This is a genomic window from Pseudomonas entomophila, assembly GCF_013523125.1.
Classification (GTDB): Bacteria; Pseudomonadota; Gammaproteobacteria; order Pseudomonadales; family Pseudomonadaceae; genus Aquipseudomonas; species Aquipseudomonas entomophila_B.
In genome coordinates this window covers 1-17,929 of the sequence record NZ_JAAMQJ010000047.1, presented here as the reverse complement: position 1 = coordinate 17,929, position 17,929 = coordinate 1, and the positions used below count along the sequence as shown (strand labels likewise).

At 61.9% G+C, this 17,929-nt stretch carries 30 protein-coding genes; 9 read left to right on the top strand and 21 right to left on the bottom strand.

All coding sequences use genetic code 11. The annotated features are described in order from the left end of the window. Positions 1 to 4: 4 nt before the first annotated feature. The 10 genes from G7007_RS19315 to G7007_RS19270 form a co-directional block, all read right to left on the bottom strand. Positions 5 to 880: a head maturation protease, ClpP-related gene (locus tag G7007_RS19315; RefSeq protein ID WP_181104352.1), complete on the bottom strand. Its 876-nt coding sequence runs from the start codon at positions 878 to 880 to the stop codon at positions 5 to 7. Between the two features lie 14 nt (positions 881 to 894). Further along, the gene (locus G7007_RS19310; RefSeq protein ID WP_181104350.1) at positions 895 to 2,295 is read right to left on the bottom strand and encodes a phage portal protein; all 1,401 of its coding nucleotides are present in this window, start codon (positions 2,293 to 2,295) and stop codon (positions 895 to 897) included. Then, complete coding sequence (locus tag G7007_RS19305) at positions 2,295 to 4,019, bottom strand: terminase large subunit (RefSeq protein WP_181104348.1); 1,725 nt, start codon at positions 4,017 to 4,019, stop codon at positions 2,295 to 2,297. Before G7007_RS19305 ends, G7007_RS19310 begins: the two co-directional genes overlap by 1 nt. Beyond that, the gene (locus tag G7007_RS19300; RefSeq protein WP_181104346.1) at positions 4,016 to 4,498 is read right to left on the bottom strand and encodes a phage terminase small subunit P27 family; all 483 of its coding nucleotides are present in this window, start codon (positions 4,496 to 4,498) and stop codon (positions 4,016 to 4,018) included. Before G7007_RS19300 ends, G7007_RS19305 begins: the two co-directional genes overlap by 4 nt. 178 nt (positions 4,499 to 4,676) lie before the next feature. Then, positions 4,677 to 5,057 carry an HNH endonuclease signature motif containing protein gene (locus G7007_RS19295; protein WP_181104344.1) on the bottom strand — a complete coding sequence of 127 codons (381 nt, stop codon included), beginning with the start codon at positions 5,055 to 5,057 and terminating at the stop codon, positions 4,677 to 4,679. Continuing rightward, on the bottom strand, positions 5,048 to 5,392 hold the full coding sequence (locus tag G7007_RS19290; protein ID WP_181104385.1) for a hypothetical protein: 345 nt from the start codon (positions 5,390 to 5,392) through the stop codon (positions 5,048 to 5,050). The genes G7007_RS19295 and G7007_RS19290 overlap by 10 nt, the downstream gene beginning before the upstream one ends. Then, on the bottom strand, positions 5,389 to 5,682 hold the full coding sequence (locus G7007_RS19285; protein ID WP_181104342.1) for a hypothetical protein: 294 nt from the start codon (positions 5,680 to 5,682) through the stop codon (positions 5,389 to 5,391). The genes G7007_RS19290 and G7007_RS19285 overlap by 4 nt, the downstream gene beginning before the upstream one ends. Beyond that, positions 5,679 to 6,008, bottom strand: coding sequence for a hypothetical protein (locus tag G7007_RS19280; protein WP_181104340.1), 330 nt, complete (start codon positions 6,006 to 6,008; stop codon positions 5,679 to 5,681). The genes G7007_RS19285 and G7007_RS19280 overlap by 4 nt, the downstream gene beginning before the upstream one ends. After that, positions 6,008 to 6,379, bottom strand: a complete 372-nt coding sequence (locus G7007_RS19275) for a chemotaxis protein (protein ID WP_181104338.1) — start codon at positions 6,377 to 6,379, stop codon at positions 6,008 to 6,010. The genes G7007_RS19280 and G7007_RS19275 overlap by 1 nt, the downstream gene beginning before the upstream one ends. Positions 6,380 to 6,418: 39 nt before the next feature. Beyond that, positions 6,419 to 7,054: a hypothetical protein gene (locus G7007_RS19270; protein ID WP_181104336.1), complete on the bottom strand. Its 636-nt coding sequence runs from the start codon at positions 7,052 to 7,054 to the stop codon at positions 6,419 to 6,421. Here G7007_RS19270 and G7007_RS19265 point away from each other — a divergent pair. After that, the gene (locus tag G7007_RS19265) at positions 7,053 to 7,394 is read left to right on the top strand and encodes a hypothetical protein (RefSeq protein WP_181104334.1); all 342 of its coding nucleotides are present in this window, start codon (positions 7,053 to 7,055) and stop codon (positions 7,392 to 7,394) included. The genes G7007_RS19270 and G7007_RS19265 overlap by 2 nt on opposite strands. Before the next feature lie 104 nt (positions 7,395 to 7,498). Here G7007_RS19265 and G7007_RS19260 read toward each other — a convergent pair whose 3' ends face one another. The 8 genes from G7007_RS19260 to G7007_RS19225 all read right to left on the bottom strand — a co-directional run bounded on the left by G7007_RS19260 (position 7,499) and on the right by G7007_RS19225 (position 11,543). Further along, complete coding sequence (locus G7007_RS19260; RefSeq protein WP_181104332.1) at positions 7,499 to 7,888, bottom strand: antiterminator Q family protein; 390 nt, start codon at positions 7,886 to 7,888, stop codon at positions 7,499 to 7,501. Between the two features lie 6 nt (positions 7,889 to 7,894). Continuing rightward, positions 7,895 to 8,212 (bottom strand): hypothetical protein, encoded by a 318-nt coding sequence (locus G7007_RS19255; RefSeq protein ID WP_181104330.1) that lies wholly within the window; start codon positions 8,210 to 8,212, stop codon positions 7,895 to 7,897. After that, on the bottom strand, positions 8,209 to 8,628 hold the full coding sequence (locus G7007_RS19250; RefSeq protein ID WP_181104328.1) for a VRR-NUC domain-containing protein: 420 nt from the start codon (positions 8,626 to 8,628) through the stop codon (positions 8,209 to 8,211). Before G7007_RS19250 ends, G7007_RS19255 begins: the two co-directional genes overlap by 4 nt. Then, positions 8,625 to 8,921, bottom strand: a complete 297-nt coding sequence (locus G7007_RS19245) for a DUF1364 domain-containing protein (protein ID WP_181104326.1) — start codon at positions 8,919 to 8,921, stop codon at positions 8,625 to 8,627. The genes G7007_RS19250 and G7007_RS19245 overlap by 4 nt, the downstream gene beginning before the upstream one ends. Beyond that, positions 8,918 to 9,667, bottom strand: a complete 750-nt coding sequence (locus G7007_RS19240; RefSeq protein ID WP_181104383.1) for a replication protein P — start codon at positions 9,665 to 9,667, stop codon at positions 8,918 to 8,920. The genes G7007_RS19245 and G7007_RS19240 overlap by 4 nt, the downstream gene beginning before the upstream one ends. A 26-nt stretch (positions 9,668 to 9,693) precedes the next feature. Beyond that, positions 9,694 to 10,425: a helix-turn-helix domain-containing protein gene (locus tag G7007_RS19235; protein ID WP_181104324.1), complete on the bottom strand. Its 732-nt coding sequence runs from the start codon at positions 10,423 to 10,425 to the stop codon at positions 9,694 to 9,696. Positions 10,426 to 10,436: 11 nt separating this feature from the next. Continuing rightward, positions 10,437 to 11,102, bottom strand: a complete 666-nt coding sequence (locus G7007_RS19230; protein ID WP_181104381.1) for a Rha family transcriptional regulator — start codon at positions 11,100 to 11,102, stop codon at positions 10,437 to 10,439. A gap of 207 nt (positions 11,103 to 11,309) precedes the next feature. Further along, the gene (locus G7007_RS19225; protein WP_181104322.1) at positions 11,310 to 11,543 is read right to left on the bottom strand and encodes a transcriptional regulator; all 234 of its coding nucleotides are present in this window, start codon (positions 11,541 to 11,543) and stop codon (positions 11,310 to 11,312) included. Between the two features lie 29 nt (positions 11,544 to 11,572). Here G7007_RS19225 and G7007_RS19220 point away from each other — a divergent pair, with 29 nt between their 5' ends. Together G7007_RS19220 and G7007_RS19215 are read left to right on the top strand one after the other, a co-directional pair. Next, a complete protein-coding gene (locus tag G7007_RS19220; RefSeq protein WP_181104320.1) occupies positions 11,573 to 12,304 on the top strand; it encodes a LexA family protein in 732 nt (243 codons plus the stop codon). Between the two features lie 411 nt (positions 12,305 to 12,715). Then, positions 12,716 to 12,895 carry a hypothetical protein gene (locus tag G7007_RS19215; protein ID WP_181104318.1) on the top strand — a complete coding sequence of 60 codons (180 nt, stop codon included), beginning with the start codon at positions 12,716 to 12,718 and terminating at the stop codon, positions 12,893 to 12,895. 416 nt (positions 12,896 to 13,311) lie between these two features. Here the strand turns inward: G7007_RS19215 and G7007_RS19210 are convergent, their stop codons facing one another. Further along, complete coding sequence (locus G7007_RS19210; RefSeq protein WP_181104316.1) at positions 13,312 to 13,542, bottom strand: hypothetical protein; 231 nt, start codon at positions 13,540 to 13,542, stop codon at positions 13,312 to 13,314. A 156-nt stretch (positions 13,543 to 13,698) separates the two neighbouring features. On the opposite strand from G7007_RS19210, the gene csrA reads away from it, so the two are divergent. From csrA to G7007_RS19180, 6 genes are all read left to right on the top strand, one after another. Beyond that, complete coding sequence (gene csrA, locus G7007_RS19205; protein WP_181104315.1) at positions 13,699 to 13,878, top strand: carbon storage regulator CsrA; 180 nt, start codon at positions 13,699 to 13,701, stop codon at positions 13,876 to 13,878. 308 nt (positions 13,879 to 14,186) lie between these two features. Then, positions 14,187 to 14,570 (top strand): response regulator transcription factor, encoded by a 384-nt coding sequence (locus tag G7007_RS19200; RefSeq protein WP_181104314.1) that lies wholly within the window; start codon positions 14,187 to 14,189, stop codon positions 14,568 to 14,570. 14 nt (positions 14,571 to 14,584) lie between these two features. Continuing rightward, the gene (locus tag G7007_RS19195; RefSeq protein ID WP_181104313.1) at positions 14,585 to 14,854 is read left to right on the top strand and encodes a hypothetical protein; all 270 of its coding nucleotides are present in this window, start codon (positions 14,585 to 14,587) and stop codon (positions 14,852 to 14,854) included. Further along, a complete protein-coding gene (locus tag G7007_RS19190; RefSeq protein WP_181104312.1) occupies positions 14,851 to 15,381 on the top strand; it encodes a hypothetical protein in 531 nt (176 codons plus the stop codon). The genes G7007_RS19195 and G7007_RS19190 overlap by 4 nt, the downstream gene beginning before the upstream one ends. Positions 15,382 to 15,469: 88 nt before the next feature. Continuing rightward, a complete protein-coding gene (locus G7007_RS19185; protein ID WP_181104311.1) occupies positions 15,470 to 15,817 on the top strand; it encodes a hypothetical protein in 348 nt (115 codons plus the stop codon). Positions 15,818 to 15,843: 26 nt separating this feature from the next. Beyond that, positions 15,844 to 16,659, top strand: coding sequence for a DUF2303 family protein (locus G7007_RS19180; protein ID WP_181104309.1), 816 nt, complete (start codon positions 15,844 to 15,846; stop codon positions 16,657 to 16,659). A 45-nt stretch (positions 16,660 to 16,704) separates the two neighbouring features. Here the strand turns inward: G7007_RS19180 and G7007_RS19175 are convergent, their stop codons facing one another. Together G7007_RS19175 and G7007_RS19170 are read right to left on the bottom strand one after the other, a co-directional pair. Continuing rightward, positions 16,705 to 17,466: a hypothetical protein gene (locus G7007_RS19175; RefSeq protein WP_181104307.1), complete on the bottom strand. Its 762-nt coding sequence runs from the start codon at positions 17,464 to 17,466 to the stop codon at positions 16,705 to 16,707. 295 nt (positions 17,467 to 17,761) lie between these two features. Continuing rightward, positions 17,762 to 17,929: transposase domain-containing protein (locus G7007_RS19170; RefSeq protein ID WP_181104304.1), on the bottom strand; the 168-nt coding region annotated here is incomplete at its 5' end.

The window sequence follows — 17,929 nt, the reverse complement described above, 5'->3', positions numbered from 1 at the left end:
CCGGTCAGTTGGTGGCTGCTGCCGAGAACCGCGAAATGGCGGCTTGTAGGTCGGCGAGGTGGTCGGCCAGATCGGCCTGGTTGTCGGCAGCGTTTCGCGTACCGGAGGGGGCAGCGCCAGGCGTACCCCCTTTGAGTTCTTGAATCAGCGAGCGGCGCTCCGAGCGCGGCATGCCCTGCTTGGCCAGGATCGTGTCGAGGCGTCGGGCCGCGACCTGCTGCGGTGCAGAGGCCTGTGGGTCTTCCTGTGCTGCATCGGAAGGCAGCAGGCTGTCGGCGAAGCCAGAATCGACAGCCGCGCTGCCGCCCATCCATGTCTCGACGTCCATCAGGGCGCGCATCTGCGCCGCGGCGTCACCCGTGCGAACCGAGTAAATGTCGGCCAAGGTGGCGTCGATCTGGTCGAGGAAGTCGGCGACCTCGGTAAAGTCGTTGCGGTCACCTGCAGCGATGGTCCAGGCGTTGTGGATCATCATGAAGCCGGCCCGGGCGATCTGGATCTCGTCGCCAGCCATGGCGATGAACGAAGCGGCCGAGGCGGCCAAGCCCAGCACCTGGATGGTTACCTTGCCCTTGTGCTCGCGGAGCAGGTTGTAAATCGCCAGGCCTTCGAAAACGTCGCCGCCTGGGCTATTGATCTTCACGGTCACATCCTTGTCGCCGATGCTGCGCAGCGCGGCGCTCACGCGCTTGGCCGTGACGCCCTCACCGCTCCACCAGTCCATGCCGATCGGGTCGTACATGGTGATGGTCGATGAGTCATCGCCAGCCGCCGCCTTGATCGCTGGATTCCAGCGTTCCATGGCCTTCGGCAACAGATCGGATTCGACACGCGCGTGCGGCCGCACCGCCGGCGCCGCCGGAAGTGTCTTGAGAGTCATGGGGTTGCTCCAGGTCAGGCCGCTTTGAGCAGCGGCATCGATATCAGCGCGTGAGCCATGAGCGGCCCATCGGGGTTACCAGACGCCAGCGCTTGAGACGCCAGCTCAACGGCCTGGTTGATGGCCGCCGTGTCGCCGCTGTTGCGGGCGGAGACGAGTCGCAGCATGAAGGCCGATGCTGCCGGTGAGGCACCAGCTGCAGGCTTGCCAAGCTGGTCCAGTGGCACAAGAGCCGACTGCACCGTGTAGGTGTCGCCGCCTGGAATCGGAGGCAGGTTCTCCAGCCGGCGGACCTCATTGCGGCACATCCAGCCGTTCTGCAGCGCCGTGTTGTACCAGGCGCCCCGCCCTGCGCTGTCAGCGCGCAGCAGGCCTTCAACAGCGAACTCGGCGAAGTACTCGTCGGCATCGAGGTCGCCGATCAAGCAGCGGGTAATTTCCTGCTCGATGTTGACCAGCAGCGGGCGAAGGCTGTTGGTCAGGAAGTGCAGGTTCTGCGCTTCAACGGACGATGCCCAGCTCGACTGCTTGTCCATGTGCCCCACCATGAAGGGCGGGACACGGAACCAGCGGCAAATTTCCTCGACGTTGAACGATCGGGACTCGAGCATCTGTGCAGCTTCAGGGTTCATGGTGATCCCCTGATACTTCAGGCCAGCCTCGGCCACCATGATCTTGCCGGCGTTGGTGGAACCCATGAACGCGGTGAGGCTTGCGCGCAGTTGCTCGCGCTGTGCGGGCTTGAGGTCGGTGTCGCTGCTCAGGATGCCGGACGCCTGCATGCCCTGGGCAAAAACCTTTGCAGCGGCCTCTTCAGCCGCCATAGCCGAGCCGAAAATCTCTCGGCCGGTGGTGACGGGAAGCATGCCACTGACCCCGTCCAGGCCGAATGCACGGATGTGCATCAGGTTCTTTTCAGGGATTTCTCGGACCTGGCCCTTCTCGCTGTACTTGTACTGCAAGCGGCCATTGTCCTGGCGCTTCACCGTCATGTGCTGGGGCAACAGTGGCACAAGGGCAACCACCCGCTGGCCGATCATCTTCTTCTCGACGAAGGCGTTCCCGCGAAGGCACAGGCTGGCAACGACCAGCAGCATGAAGCGTTGCGGGGTCATCTCCGCATTGGGCACCCGGCAAAGCAACCGGTACAGCGGGTGGTCCTTGGCTTGCTCGCGCGATCCATCCGGCATCCGCCGGTAGAACCGCAGCGGCAGCGTGGAAACCGACTCCGACAGCAGCCTGACGCAGGCCCATACGGTAGAGAGCTGCAGCGCCTTGTCGACGCTGACATGCTTGCCGCTAGCAGAGGTGCCGAACCACTCTTGCCAGAATGAGCCGTCGGCGAGACCGACCGGCACGCCGAGCCAGTCCAGCAACGCGGACTTGACCCGACCTGGTTTTTTCTCGCGGGCCATTAGATTCCTACCATGATGGGATTTTCGAAGAAGCCGTCGTTACTGGGCGCCTGGGCGAGACGCAGCACAGAGCCGATGGCCATGATCAGCGCCACGGCGCCGTCGATCTTGTTGTCGTCGCCCTGCTTGATCGGGCGCACGACGTCGTCGTTGCCGGGCAGGAACTTGCCGATCACGTTGCTGATGCACCAGGTCATGATGGGGTTGCCATCGTGGTGGAAACGCCCGGCCTCGATGGCCGCCTCCAGCTCCTTCATGGCGTCCGACATGTTGGTGTAGTTCTGGGTAATGGTGATCGGGTTGAAGCCTTCGTCGTCCAGGTCGTGACTGAGACCCGTGGCGCCGTGGGGGTCGATCGGGCTCTCCCTGATCGGCGCCAGGTGGTTGGCCTCCTTCGTGTCCTCGAGGATCTCGCGATAGTCCACTTCGGCGCCGGGCGTGGTGTGCAGGTGCCCGGTGTTGACCCAGGCCTGGAAACGCTCGGTCATGCGCTTGTTGTCCACGTCGTTGGCCGTGTCCTCCGGAACCCAGAAAGCCGGCGCCACGCTGTAGTAATGGATCTTCCCGTCGATCTCCCGCCAGAACAGCCGGGCGCGTGAGTTCATGTCGAGCTTGCGCGCCAGGTCAAACCCGGCCACCCACTCCTGCCCCTCGAACTGCTCGAGCGTGAGGCTTGTGTCCTCGCACGCCTTCCAGCTCTCCATGTTGAAGAAACCGGCCTTCGCGCTGACCCACAGGTTCAGGTGCTTGGTCTTGAAGGTGTTGGTGAAGCGGGCCGACCTGATGGCCCTGGCCAGCTGGCTCTCCAGGTACTCCTGGAACACCGATACCCCCATGCAGGGGTTGGCCTTGGCCAGGTTCTTGGGGTCGGTCCAGTCGTCGCCCTCGTCCAGGGTCCAGATGTAGCCGAACAGCTCGTCGTCAGGGACGGTGCCGTTCAGCATCTCAATGACCTGGCGGCGCTTGTCGTAGCACGGGCCCTCGATGTTCGCGCCAGCCGTGGTGATGATGAACATCAGCGGCTGACGACGGGCGCCCATGCCGGTGAGCATGGTGTCGTACTGAGCCGCGCTGTCGTGCTCGTGGAATTCGTCGATGATCGCGCAGGACGGCGAGGCACCATCGCCAGGGTTGCCGATCAGCGGCTCGAAGCGGCTGCCGTTGGACGGGATGTTCAGGTTCGAGGCGTTCACCTCGATGCCTGCCGCCTCGATCAGCATGGCCGAGCGATTGACCATCAGCCTGGCTGGACGGAACACCTCCCACGCCTGTTTCTCGGTGGTCGCACCGGAGTAGACCTCGGCGCCGAACTCGTTGTCGGCGACGAACATGCTGATGCCGACGCCGGCGGCGATCACCGACTTGCCGTTCTTGCGCGGCACCTCCCAGTAGCTCTCGCGGAAGCGCCGGTACCCGCCTTTCTTCCGTACCCACCCGAAGGTGCAGGCCAGGCCGAACAGCTGCCACGGCTCCAGGGTGATCAGCTGCCGCTTAAAGGCCCACTCGCCTTTCGTATGCGGCAGCAGCTGCATCAGCCGCAGCTTCTTCTCGGCCTTGGCCGGGTCGAACTTGTAGGGGTAGCTCTTGGACTTGCTGGCCGCGATGTCTTCGAAGTGCCGCTCGATCGCCTGATGGATGTAGCGGCACGCAGGAAACTTGCCCTTGAGGACGGACTTCGCCCACACCGTCGCCTTGTCGACGTTGGTGTACTTGGTCCTGGTCATGGGTCACTCAAGAGGCCGGCGAAGGGGTTGGTCGTTTTCTGCTTGTTGCCGCCGATGATCCGGCTCCGGCTGGCAGGGTCCAGGCCCAGCATCGAGCCGAAGGTGACCATCTGCCGCATGGCCTCGTTGGCTGCGGTCAGTGCCGGGTTCTTCACCGGCCCGCCAGTGGCGCCAGCGACCACAGGGCCGTGGTCTCGCACGTATTCCTGGGCCTTGCGCCAGTTGCCATACGCAGTGCAGAAGGCTTCGACGTTGTGCAGGTCGGTGAGCGCCAGCACCTTCGCGCGGAGCAGCTCGGGCACGATCATCTGCCACACCCTGGTGGCGTGCTCGCACAGCCACTCGGGCGGGTCGACGTTGGTCACCAGAGAGAAGTCAGGCTCGTCGGTGTTGAGCTTGCGCTTGCCGGGATTCCCCGCCAGCGCCTTCTTGGCCGTGGGTTTTGGGCGACGGCCAGAGCGCCCGGCAACCCCTGGCATCGGCGCCTCCACTAAACTTTATATTTCGCGGGTGTAAAAAAACGACTGAGGGCGCGGTCTAGAAACGAAAATCCGTGAACTTTGACCCCTCCCCACCCCCAAAAATGAGAATTCCTCTCATTTCGGTCATTTTCGACCAAAATCGACCGATTTCGCACCATTTCTGTGCATTTTTCGATCAAACCCCTTGACGATTGCCGAACCCACCGTCCTCTCGGGCCGTCTTGGCCGAGTGGCAGGACGCACACAGGCTCTGCCACTTCGACCGGTCCCAGAACACGGTCATGTCGCCCTTGTGCGGGACGATGTGGTCGACGTCGGTCGCCTCGACGACCAGACCGTGCGCCTGGCACTGCACGCACAGCGGATGCTTGGCCAGCCACCCAGCGCGGGCCTGCTGCCATTTGTAGCCGTAGCCTCGAGATGTTGAGCTTTCGCGAGGCTTCTCCCTGGCGTAGCTCTTCACCTGGTCGGCATGGGCATCACAGTGGCCGTTGGCGTTGCGGTGTAGCGCTCGGCAGCCCTGGGCGCGGCATGGGCGCTGCGGCCTCAGCGGCATGGTGTGCCGTCCAGGTAGGTGCGCGGCGGTGCGTCAGGGTCTTCACCCTCGTCGTCGGCCAGCGCTTCGATCAGCGCCAGCTGGCCGGTAGCGATCTGCTCGAGCAGCGCGGTCTGTTTCTGCATCTCCGCCAGCAGCACCGCCGTGCTTGGCTGGAGCTGGGCGTTTGCGCCGCCGTCCAGTAGCAGAGCGCGACAACCGAGCCGTTCCGCCTGCATCTCTGCCAGGGCTATTGCCCTCTCGCGCTGATCCCTGCTCAACACTTGAGGAACTGTGAACACCAGCAGGTCGCCCTGTTGCTGGCTTAACTTCTCGCTGTGCATTTGATCGTTCATGCTCTCACCTTCGTATGGCGACCATCGACAGTGGTGAACTCGATCGCCTCACCCTCTACGATCTCAGCGTCAGCGACGATCTGAGGCACCTCGAGAGGTAGCACGGTGATGACGGCCTGCCACGCGCCAGACTCGGCCGAAGCCTTGAGTTCGATGCTTTGCACGCCGCGAAGCTCGCTACCGTCGCTCAGCAGTACCTTCGTCCCCATAGTCATGTGGGCGTTGCTACTGCAGGACGCAGGCGCCGGTATGATGGTGGCTACTCGCAGTGGCTTGTGATGTTCGCTCATGGTCGATCCTCGCTCTGTACGCGGCTGAGTGCTTCGTCTGCCTTGTCGGCTGCCTGGGTGGCGGTGGTAGCGGCCTTCGAGGCCTTGGCGACGGCGGTACCGGTCTGGCGGGCCAGCTCGTCCAGGCGCAGGTCACGCTGCTCGGTCGCTGCGTCGTAGGCCCTGCGCACCTCGGCGACCTGCTCCAGATAGGCCTTGGCCAGCGCCCATTGCGCCAGCTGGTAACCGCCGAAGCCGCCACCAACCACCAGCAGCAGGGCAATGACCCACACCTCGATGCGGCGCCACCAGCGGCGGGCCACAAACTCCCATACGCATCTGTCCATCACCGAGCACCTCCGAGTTGGGCGCGTAGACGCGAGATCTCCTCGCTTTGAAGTGTCACGCGTTCGGTGAGCTGCCCCACCTGGCTGGTGAGGGCCTCGATCTTGCCTTCCATGCGGCCAACCAGCGCGGCCAGCTCGTTCCGCTCTTTGGCGAACTGGTCGGCACGCGCTTCAGCCTGTTTGCGGGCCTCGCGCTCAGAGTCGAGCAATTCATTCAGCCGGCGGACGGTGCCAATGTCGGCGTTGTCCATGGCGCGGTCGGCTGCGTCCTTCGAGAGGAATTTGCGCAACCAGAGAAAAGCGCCCAGCAGTACAGTGCCCGTTCCGCCCAGCCAGGTAGCTGTGCCTGGGCCGAGGTCGGTCGGGTCCATTAGGTGCTCCATGAAAGTAAGTGCCGCTTGCAGCGGTGATTAGACGGGGTTCAGGATGCCACCGGGCTTCATCTCGACACGCAGCAGACGGCGTACATCCTCTTCGAGACCAGCCCCAAGCCTTAGGTCACGCGTCACCAGGTGATCGATTCCGAGGCCCACACCTGCGACGTGGTACCGCCCCTCACCGTCCAGCTCCAGCTTCAGGCTGTATTGGGAATGGTCGATGGCGGATGCGTTGACCTTGGCCTTACCGACCACGGCTTCGCTGATGTACACATGGCCGTCGGCCGTGATCCGGAAAGGTTCGCGCTTCACCACTTCCAGCTGACCGGCGCCAGCAGCTTGGAGCACTGCCTGTGCATCGCGGATCACTCGGGCCGACTCACCGTAGAAGGTGACGCCGCCCAGGCGCAGTGGCTCGATTGCCTCGCCCAGGTTGACCGCCAAGGTTGCTTCCTCAGCATCCGAGACGCGCGCGGACAGAAAACAGGTTGCAGGTGCAGTAGCTCTGTTGGTCATTGGATGCTCCAGAAACGACAAAGCCCCGCGCAATGGCGAGGCCTGAAAATGGTGGGTCAAGGAAGGAATTGAACCTCCGTGAGTTAGCCACTGATTGAAAAAGTGGCCCTGTGCTATCTTCACTTCTCTTACAAAGCTGAGAAAGATAGACATGACAGCAAATATCGAAAGGTTTGAGGAAATCGCGAAGAAGATCTTGATTGCCCTATATGAGTCATTCCCTGCAGCGGACTATCTTGGGCCGAATGAGCTCGGGCTTACCGATGAGGAGCCTAGCCGCGACAAAATGGGCGGTCGGGTTGTCTCAAATGAATGGGAGAAGCTCAATCAAGAAGTCAGGAGAGCCATGGCTTGGCTAGTAGAAGAAGGCTTAGTCCATGATCGCCAGTACAAGATGTCGGCGAGCCATGTATTGACCTCTCGAGGCTTCAACGCTTTAGAGGAGCTTGATCCTGCATACAAAGCCCCAGCAGTAGCCAAAAGCCTCGCCTAACAAAAAACCCCGGCTCAATGGCCGGGGCTTTCCTGTGTCGCGTTGCGTTGCAAGCTGGACACGCTGCTATGGAAACAGGTGTTTATCCGCGTGGAAAGAACTTTCTAAGCCGCCTCGCGCAATTGCTCCAGGGCGCAGTCGATCCAGGCAACCCCGGCGTTGATCAACTCGCGCGCCTTCGCCTCTCCCATCTTGTGCGCTCGAGCGATCCGCAATGCTGGCCACTTCGCGCCGAAGTAGAGCCAGATGAAGCCGCCCATCTGCTCGTCGCGCTTCGTCAGGCGAGCTACGGCGCCGTCGACGGCCAGCGCCAGGTCATCCGTGATCACGTACTGCTTGAGGCCACCTTCTGATGGCACGTTGTCGCGCATCAGCGCGTACAGCGGGCACACGTACTGAGGCACACCCATCCCATCCATGCGCCACCAGCCCCACTGCTCCAGCATGTACGCGCTATCGCCCAGGGGCTTGTCGGTGTAGGTTCGTTTCTTCATTGGTCTTCAATCCCCGGTGTAGTTCGTCCCGCCGGCACCGCGGCGGTTGTTCGTTCGGTAGTGGGCGCCAGCTCCATCTGGCTGGCGCTTGGTCGCTTGTTCGAGCTGCCTGCTCATGGCACGCAGCTTCATGTTCAGTTGGGTTACCAGCTCCTCGAGCGGTACCGCCTCCCCTGTGGCGGCATTCACCCAACCGGAGGCGTTGCACTGGTCACAGGCCAGATCGTGGAAGACGCCACGGGTGATCCCCTCGCCCCCGCACCAGGTGCACGGCGCCAGCTCGATCATTGCCTTGCGCAAGGCAGGCCCGTGGCTCTTCTTCATGCCGCCATCCTGGGCGTCGGCGCCAGCGCTAGGTAATCCCGAAGGGCCTGCATCGCGTCGAAGTGGCCACGGCACACCACGGCCAGATAGCCCTGTTCGTTCAGCGCCTGGATGTAGCTGTGTTGGGAGGCGCTGATCTCGGCGTCGTTCGGCGGCGTGGCCTTAAACTCGATGTACAGGCCGAAGTAGCCGCCGCGCGCCATTGGCAGCACCAGGTCGGGAACACCCGCACGCACGCCCTGGGCCTTGAGCTTGATCGCCACCAGCTTGTGCCGGTGCCCGCCGTTGGGGACGTGGTAGATCAGCTTGGCCACGGCCGGATAACGCAGCTCGATCTCCTTGATCAACGCGGCCTGCTCCTGGCCCTCCCGGTCGACCGTTCTGGCGCGTGGTTTACTCGGCGTGTAAGCCTTCATGCCGCCACCACGCCTTCGCTGATCAGGATAGCCTGGGTGCGCATGACGCCCTCGGCGTGGTACTGGCGCGCGGTGGTCCGGTCGATCGCCCGACTGCGACCGTCGCACGCATCATGGCAGGCACTGCACGCCCAGGCACCCTGTAGGTCGTTCGGCTTGCTGCCCACGCCACAGGTGCCGGCCATGCGGTAATGCGCTAGCACGGTGGTCTCGAGGTTGCCGTTGCATACGCCTGGAATCCGCACCTGGCACTCGCGGCCGCGCGCCGCCCTGGTCAGTCTGCTCTGTTTCACGCCTCTGCTCCGCGCTTGATGTTCAGCTTGGCCAGCAGCTGGGCACGAGCCGCAGCACCGCTGGATGGGATGGCCTGCTGGCGCATGATCTCGTTGAGTCGCCATTCACCGTGTTCCTCGGCCAGCTGCAGCTCGGTCTTCTGGCTGTCGTGCCCGATCCCGGTCAGCACCGCTTCGAGCGGCCGGCCCTCGATCAGCGCTCGGATGGTAATGTCGTAGGCCCGGTCGAACACGGCGCGCGCCTTCTCCGGCAGCAGGTCGGCCAGGTTGTACATTTCGCATTGCAGGGCGGCGTGGCGAACAGCCTCATGGGACCAGATGCGAGCGCCAGCCCGGCTCGGGTGCAGGTTCACCAGCGCTTCCCGGAATGCCAGGTTGTGGCTCGGGATGCCCAGCGACTCGGCTGTAGGCAGGCACATGGCGATGAACTCGCCGGCGCTGGGTGCGAATGGGCTGCCGAGTGCCCGGCAGCGCTGGAGGCCGTAGCCGATCTGGTTCATGTCGTGAATCTGCGCGTCCATGAACGCCTTCATCCAGCTGCGTTTGGCCGCGCCCAGGGCCAGGTCATCAGGCCAGGCCTGTTTCCAGGCAGGGAAGATGGCCTGCAGCTCGCGGAACAGCTTGTTCACCACGCTGATGGTGCCGAGGTCCAGCTGCCTGGGCTGGGCCGGGGCTGCCGGCGCCGGTATGTGCCCCATCTTCTCGACGAGCTGGACACGGTCGTTCACGTTGCCGATCAGTGCCATGGCGCTCTGGGTTGGTCTTGGCTTGCTCATGCGTCCTCCGGATCAATGGCCCAGGTGTCGTCGTCGAAGTTGGGACCGGCCGGCTGGCGGGTACCGGATGGTGAAGCCTTGGCAGTTTTGGCTGCGCTGGCCAGGTCACGGCGGATCCAGCTGACCAGGGCGGCCAGCCATTGCTTCTCGGTCTGCACCAGCCCCTTGGCTTCGTGGTAGCTCACGAACCCGGCGATCGCTTCCGACGAGAAGTGCTCGAGCGTCAGCCCTGCCCGCTTGGCGTACGGATACAAGCGCTCAGGGTTCGGCTCCCAGTCCAGCGTCAACTCGAACGTCGCGCGGTGTGAGTGAGTAGATTGGTTTAAGGACGGATTGGGTGCAGCTCCTGCACCCCGTTCGGTCGTGAGCTGCACCCCGTTCTGCTGTGAGCTGCACCCCGTGCCGTCAGCTGCACCCCGTTCAGCGCGAGGTGCAACAGATGCACCCCGTACCATTTGCAGGTCGTACACCACAGGGCGGCGATCGCGACGGTCGATGTAAGCGGCGGCGATTGCCTGATTGCCACGGCTGATCCAGCCAGCGGCCTCGAGTTCGTCCAGCTTGGAGCGCACGGTACGCTCGGACAGGCCGGTGTCCTCGGCCAGGGTCGCAACCGATGGAAAGGCAGCGCGCCCGTCGGTACCGGCGTAGTTCGCCAGGCACAGCAGCACATGGCGCGCCGGGGAGCCTTGAAGCTCGCTGGAAGGGATCTGGAGTGCCCAGGTCATGGCTTGTACGCTCACAACGAACCCCCGATGCCCTTCTCGGCCAGGTAGGTCAGGCCCTTGGTGGTCACCAGCACGCTGTAGGCCGCTCGCTCCTCACCCGTCTCTTGGTCTGGCTTGAGCGCCGTCACCTTGTGCTTGAGCAGGCCGGCGGTAATGCGAGGCTGGAAGGCGACCCAGCGCGTCGATCCCGCGCGGCGGTAGATCCAGCGGTTCTGCTCCATCCAGGCGAACAGCTTCGCCGGCGCCAGCTGCAACTGCTTGGCCGCGTCGGTGATGCAGATCGCGCCGCCTGCGCCAGCCAGCCGGTTGATGGCCGCGATCTTGGGGGCCTGCTTGGCCAGGGCGTCCTGCAGGCGCTGGTTCTCCTCGGCCTTGTCGGCAGCCAGGCGCAGGGCCTCGGCGAAAGTGGTCGGGATCTGGACCTGGGCCACCACGCGGGCCTCCAGCTCCTGCCAGCGGTCGATGATCTTGGCGCGCAGCTCGGCGTTGTAGCCGGAGACCAGCACCAGCGCATCACGCTGGGTGAGCAGGAATTCAGGGTAGCTCTGGCCGTTCTGCGGGTGCAGGTAGGGGGTCTCCTCAGATTTGAGGACACCCCTTTTGGCCAGGGATCGGGCGTCGCGCAAGACGTTGTCGTGGCTCTTGCCGGTGAGTTCCGCAACCTCGCGGCTCGACATCAGCTCCTGGGGTTGAGCCTGGGCTGTGAGGGTGTTGCCGGTGGGGGTGTTGCGTGCATCGAGTGCTGTGTGCATAATCGACCTCGATCTCGTTGTTGAAGAAACCGCCCTGCCAGGCGGTTTTTTTGTGCCTGCGATTCAGGTACTGGATGGATCATCAGTCACATCGGGAATCTGTTAACTCCTGCCTCGATGGGCCAGAATTCATCAGGCTGGTGAGGCAGGCTCATCTGCCGGGTACAGGTCGGGTCTCAACTGATGTCGAGTGACCTGCCCTTGCACAGCCCGCTCGAGTGGAATGACCAAGTCCGCTGGCACCCGCAGGTTCCGGTGAACGCACTGCCATATCCGCGGCTGACTCGTCTGGCATCGCCGCGCCAGCTCTGCTTGGCCTCCCGCCAAGCGAACCACCGCATCGATAGGTCTCTCTTTTTCTGGCATGTCTGCGTGCCTCAATGGATCGTGCCAGGATGATAACCCAAGTTATAGAACACGCAAACACATGTTATTTGAAGGGCGATAACGCGTGTTTTACCCTTGCGCCTATGAATACACATACCCTTGCGTTGAAAGACCGGCTCCATTCGAAGCGGCAAGCCCTAGGTTTGAGCCAGCAGCAGCTCGCCGATAAGGCAGGGGTAAGCCAGGTGACCATCCAGCATTTGGAGAGCGGCCGGAATTCGTCCTCGAAAAAGCTGCTTGAGATCGCCAAGGCTCTCGGCGTGACAGCTGAGTGGCTGGCCTCTGGAACCGAAAGCCATGCCCGCGTCAGCAACGTTGCCCCAGCGCACAACCCTGAGATGACGTATCGCTACCCGGTAATTAGCTGGGTAGCTGCTGGGGCTTGGGCTGAAGCTGTCGAGCCCTTTCCACCAGGCTTTTCGGACCGTTATGAGATGTCTGAGTACGAGGCCAAAGGCCCAGCCTTTTGGCTAGAGGTCAAAGGAGACTCGATGACATCCCCTGTTGGGCAAAGCATCGTCGAGGGCACTCTGATCCTTGTGGACACTGAGGCTGACGCACAACATGGCAAGCTTGTTATCGCCAAGCTGGCCGATAGCAACGAAGCGACTTTCAAAAAGCTGGTAGAAGACGGCGGACGGCGATTCCTGAAGCCTTTGAACCCGGCCTACCCTACCGAAATGTGCGCTGGCGACTGCCGGATCGTGGGCGTCGTGGTTCGTGCACTCATGAAGCTCTGAAGCCACGCGTTCCAGCACAACCCGCCTTGAGCGGGTTTTTTTTTGCCTATTTTATAACCTGAGTTATTGACAAGATGAAAACATAGATTATGATTCGCTCCATAACACAGGTTATAGGCGCTAGCCGCCTCGCTCTTTACACAACCAGACGTGACCACCTCGACGCACCCGGGCCCTCACCCGGGTTGGAACAAGCTAAGTCGTCGACCATGCAGCCTCTGGATAGCTGCCGGACTCCCCTCATTGGGAGGACGCCAGACCATGCAGCCAGCCGGGAAGAACACCGTCCACGAAATGTGTGACCCGGCCAGGTGGGGATAGCCGCGGCGCGGCATGGTTTGGATAGGTTTCACCGATTGGCCTGCTCACGCGGGCCAGCCGGGAAACCAACCACAGCAACAAGGAGCTCGCATGAGCGGATTCAAGAAAGGCCAAGACGTCATCTTCACCAACCCACGCGGCGCCGAAAGCGCTGGCAAGTACGTGGGCACCCAGAACCTGGGGCATGGCCGGGGCGGCGGTGAGTACCTGGTGGTGGACGTGGGCGGCGTAGAGAAGAAGGCGCGGGCCAGCAAGGTACGCGCCGCCTGATTTCACTGGCTGGCCTTGGCGACAGGGCCAGACGGGAAACCAATCGGAGAAGGACATGAACAATCAAGCAGTGGTGGCCATCGACCCCGCGTCTAAGCGATGTGTCCATATCGGCGAGGCAGAGCCTGGGTACCTGAAGGAGCTTTTCGACCGGGGCTTGATACTGGTATCGACTTCGCACAGTGAGGCGGTCAAGGCGCTACACGAGACTCACGCAGACGTCTTCAGGCTCAACAGCGAGCCCAGCGCGCACTCATACCCTTGCGTCACTCCACCTGGATTGTCGGAGAGGATCGAAGCGGCATTCGTATCCATCTCACACCAGGGCGACATCGGTCTAGCCACTCGGCTCAAACTGATGCACCCAAGCACAGAGGTCGATCGAGAAAGCTGCGCGAAGTACGCAACTGTCGTACTCAGTCGTCTAGTCGCTGCCTTGCTAGCAACTCTGCCTCTTGAGCAGTCTGACCGGATTCAGCAAGAACTAGCTGAGTACCTGTCTTCAAATTTCGAATGTCCGTGATGAAGTGCCAAAACCCGCTTTCCAGCTCGATCACATCACCAGCGTCGAGTCTTTTGTCTGATTCAAAAGTCGGCTGTGCCAAGTCGCCTTCATTCGACAGGTACTTCAGTTTGTAAGTGTGCATACGCGCACTGTCCTCCTTTGCTGGCTGTGTTTGTGTGAGAGCGCTCAGCCTAGCGCAAAGCCCGTCACCTGGGCAGTGGTGAGCAGCCGGGGCTGACCGGCACCTTATTCGCCCGCAACAGCGGGCTACATGGGAAACCAACCCAGGAGTAGGACCATGCTGATACTGACCCGCAAGGCAGGCGAGACCATCGTGATCAACGAGAACACCCGGGTGACGGTGCTGAGCGTCAAGGGCAACCAGATCCGCCTGGGCGTCGAAGCGCCAGAGGACGTGCCCGTGCACCGCCAAGAGATCCATGAGCGGATCAAGGCCGAGGCCGAAGCCGCCGCCTGACCGAACAACCAGCGCCACGGCAGCCTGCCGTTAACTGCCCGATGCCCTGCTCCCCATCGCAGGCCGCATCGGTGGATCAACTGACCGAGGACCACCCGGCCTCTCAAGCCCTAGGCGAAGCCGGTCGAGCTATGAAGCCAGTTGCTCCACCGATGCGGACGATTCTGCACTGCGCAACGCGGCCCCCTGCATCCCCCTCCCCTCAACTTTTCGACCGCATTGGCAGGCGCCAGGCACGCGCCTCCGGCTGCGCGTGGGTTTGGTCACCCGCCCTGGCGCCTGACCAATGCGGTCCACCGAGACAGATTATGGAAACGATCACCTGCGGTACATGGACTGGCCAGCTCGGCGATGCCCTGGCGCCACGTGAGCTTGAAGCTCTGCTGTGGGTCGCCCAGGGCCTCACCACGAAAGAGATCGCCCGCCAGATGGGCACCACCCCCGGTACCGCCGCCAACCGCGTGAAGCTGGCCTTGTTCAAGATGCAGGTCAGCCGGCGCGTCGAGGCCGTCACCAAGGCCATGAGCCGCCAGATCATCAGCCCCCTGTGCATCGCGCTGGCCAGCCTCATCGCGCTGCACGCCGCCATCGACGTGGGCGACCCAATGCGCCGCGACCGCCGCGTACCAGAGCGCCGTACCGCCCAAGTTCGAATCGTTCGCAAGGCCGAAGCCTTCGAGCTCCACGTCTGACCGAGGATCACATCATGCAAACAGCAACGAGTCGCGCCTTCGCTCAAGGCGCTCCAAAGCTCGAGGCGTTGCTGGCCCGCACCAGTCTCGCCCGCCAAGAGGCCCTGGCCCGCGTCAAGGTCACCGCCCCCCGCTACCAGGCCATGAGCCGCGGCAAGATCTGGGAAGTGGTCGATCTCGGTACCGGCGCCGTCATGGGCATGGCCTACCAGTACGAAACCGCTCTGGTGTTCGTCAACGCGATGGAGGCAGCTGCCCGGTGCAAGCTGGTCGGGCGGCAATGATCGGCGAGAGCGTCCTGGAACAGCATGAGAAAGCTCGCGCAGAACTTGAGGCCAGCGTGGCGCAGTTCCTCGCCAATGGCGGCCAGATTCAGGACTGCGGGGGTGCTGCCTCAGTGCCCCGCCGACCCAACTTCCGGTGGTACCCAGACCAGCAGCTGCAGGACAAGCAGGTGGAGCAGGTGCGGCACAGCCCCCAACTGCTCGGCCGGGCCATCCAAGCGGCCAAGACCATGACCGTCAGCCAAGCCAGCGCCTACCTGGGCGCCAGCCGTACACAGCTGCTGACGCTCTCCCGAAAGCACTCGTTCTGCTTTCGGATCGACGCCAAGCAGCATGCCGAGCGGGAGCTGAGGCGCCAGGGCAGGGCCAAGACAAAAGACGCTCTGGTCGAGAGGATCCGCGTCTACGCCCACACCGGCCTCAGCCGCGACGCAGTGGCCAAGTTGATCGGCATCAGCCAGCAGCGCCTGACCAGGCTCGTCGACGAGCACGACATCGACTTCCCCAAGTGGCGCCAGCACAAATGAAACGAGTCCTCAACCGCGCCCGCCTCGGCCGGCGCCAGCAACACATCCACCTGCCGCCCAGCGGCCTTGTCTGTCAGGAGATATCGCAATGCCCAAACCCACCGACACCACCGAGTTCCTGCAGGAACTCAACGGCGGCGCGTTCGCAAGCCAGATCGGCCACGCCCTCTCCGAGGTAGCCGCAGGCGTCGTCGACCACGGCAAGGCCGGCAAGATCACCATCACCCTGGACTTCAGCCAGATCGGCGACTCCCACCAGGTGAAGATCAAGCACAAGCTGGACTACAAGGTGCCGACCAAGCGCGGCGCCCGCAGCGAGAACACCAGCCTGGACACACCGATGTACGTCGGTACCGGCGGCAACATCTCGCTCTTCCCCGAGAAGCACGACCAGCTCTTCACCCGTGACGAAGCACCGGTCCATCCACGCACCTGACCCCTCCACCAACAAGGAACCATCGCATGTCCCTCTCCAAAGAAGCACTGCAGCTGATCATCGACGACGCCCTGGCAGCGGCCGGCAAGCAGCTGGACACGCACGCCCCGGTGGCGCTGGTGCCGGATGGCGCCAAGATCGTCGACCTCGAACGATTCCAGGACCACCGCACCCGCTTCCGTGGCACCTACTCCACCCACTCGCTGGCCGACTTCGGCGCCTATGTGGTCGAACGCTCGGCGCCAGCAGCCCGCGGCTTCATCGACCAGGACGCCATGAGCTGCACCGTGCTGTTCAACCTCGGCACGCCAGACCAGCCTGGCCACGCTGATGACCGCGCCGTGCTGCGTCTCAAGCCTTCCGCTGCGTTCGCCGCCGTGCAGGCCATCTGCGGGCAGAACCTGGTGCAGAAGGCCATGAGCGACTGGATCGAGGACTGGCACCAGCATCTGACCGCCTCCGACGAGAACGGCGCCAGCATGACGATCGCCAAGGCCATCGCCGCCGTGCGCACCATCACCGTCAAGGCGTCGTCCGAGAGCGATCACGCGGTCAGCGAAACCCGCGCCAGCCGCAGCGCCATGGACTCGATCGAAGCCAGCAGCAAGGAAACCCTCCCGGCCTGGCTCGACTTCAAGGTCATCCCGTTCGAAGGCTTGGGCGAACAGGTGATCCGCCTACGCATGTCCGTCATCACCAGCGGCACGCAGCCGGCGCTCAAGCTGCGCTGGCTCGGTGAGGAAGCACAGCGCGAGGCGATCGCTCAGGAGTTCAAACAGGTGCTCGAAAGCAAGGTCGGTGATGCCGCCAAACTGGTGTTGGGTAGCTTTGACTCTAAGTAACTAACAGCGTCACGCTAACACACACAGTGTGACGCTTTTAAAGCGTTACCTTCTGGCGCAGGCAAACCCTGGAAAATGACCAACCAGCTTTGCCTTTTGAAAACTTAGAGCATCTCCCACAGTATAGATATAAGCTTTGTCTTCGAGCGAATCTTTAATGATAGCTTTATCACCTATTATCGCTACCAGCGCCCCCGAATTACCATTGGCGTGGACAACTTTCACGCCGTAAACGTCGTTGCATTGAATATCTTTGACCTGAGAATAGGCATACGTGAATGGGCTACCCAAAACCATCCAGGCTAGCGCAAATGAGAATTGAACTAAAGCATTCTTAGGCCTGGGACCTTCTTCGTGCAGCCTATCTTCAATCAGAACCCTGAAACCTAAAGCAATAAAAATTGCGGCTACGGCACCGTAAAATAGATACTGTAGTTTCCATGCACTATCCAGCTCAACCGCAGGTTTTGCATAGTACGCCACCCCTGCAAGAAAAGAAAAAATCACCACACAAAGGAATACGAACCAGAAAACTAATTTTGATATATGGATAGCTTTTTTCGTGCCAAAAAAAATCACACACGACAGAACTATGCAGTATGCCACCCACGGCAGGCCTGCTTGAACCAATGATTGAGCGTTGAAAGCCTCTAAGGTCCAGACAATGTCAATGCACTCAAGATAAGTCCGCCAATAAACCCATCCAGATAGATAAGCCAACCCTAGAACCAACCCAGAGCCAGCTACAACTTTCCCAGCCAAATCTAATACTTCAACAACGAATCTCGATTGATCATCCTGACTCATAAATATCAAACCCTACTAAATTCTTTCTTGAACCATTTCGACAATATAGCGCCGAGGTACCCTAATGCCCACAGAAAATCGATCCACCAATAATACCAGGACCCGAACCTTCACCCTCGACTCGCTCACGGTTGCGCTCCAACAGGTGCAGGCGCTTCACGAGATCAGCGCAGACCTCATTGCTGAGAACGTTTTCGGCCAGCCAGCCCAGCAGGGCCAGGGCGAGCCGGTGGCGCTGGCCATACCGGACGTAAGCGCTCCATAAACCCCACCGAACTCAATATGGGTGGCGAGCTCAGCTAGGCGATGCGGGTGAGCAGTTCCACGGCAGCAAGGCTTCGTAATCTTCGACCGATGTCGCCGTTGGTAGACGTTCGAGTGCGTGGCGCAGCCACGCATAAGGCTCTTGGCCATTGGCTTTGGCAGTCTCAACCAAGCTGTAAAGTTGAGCACTGGCTGTTGC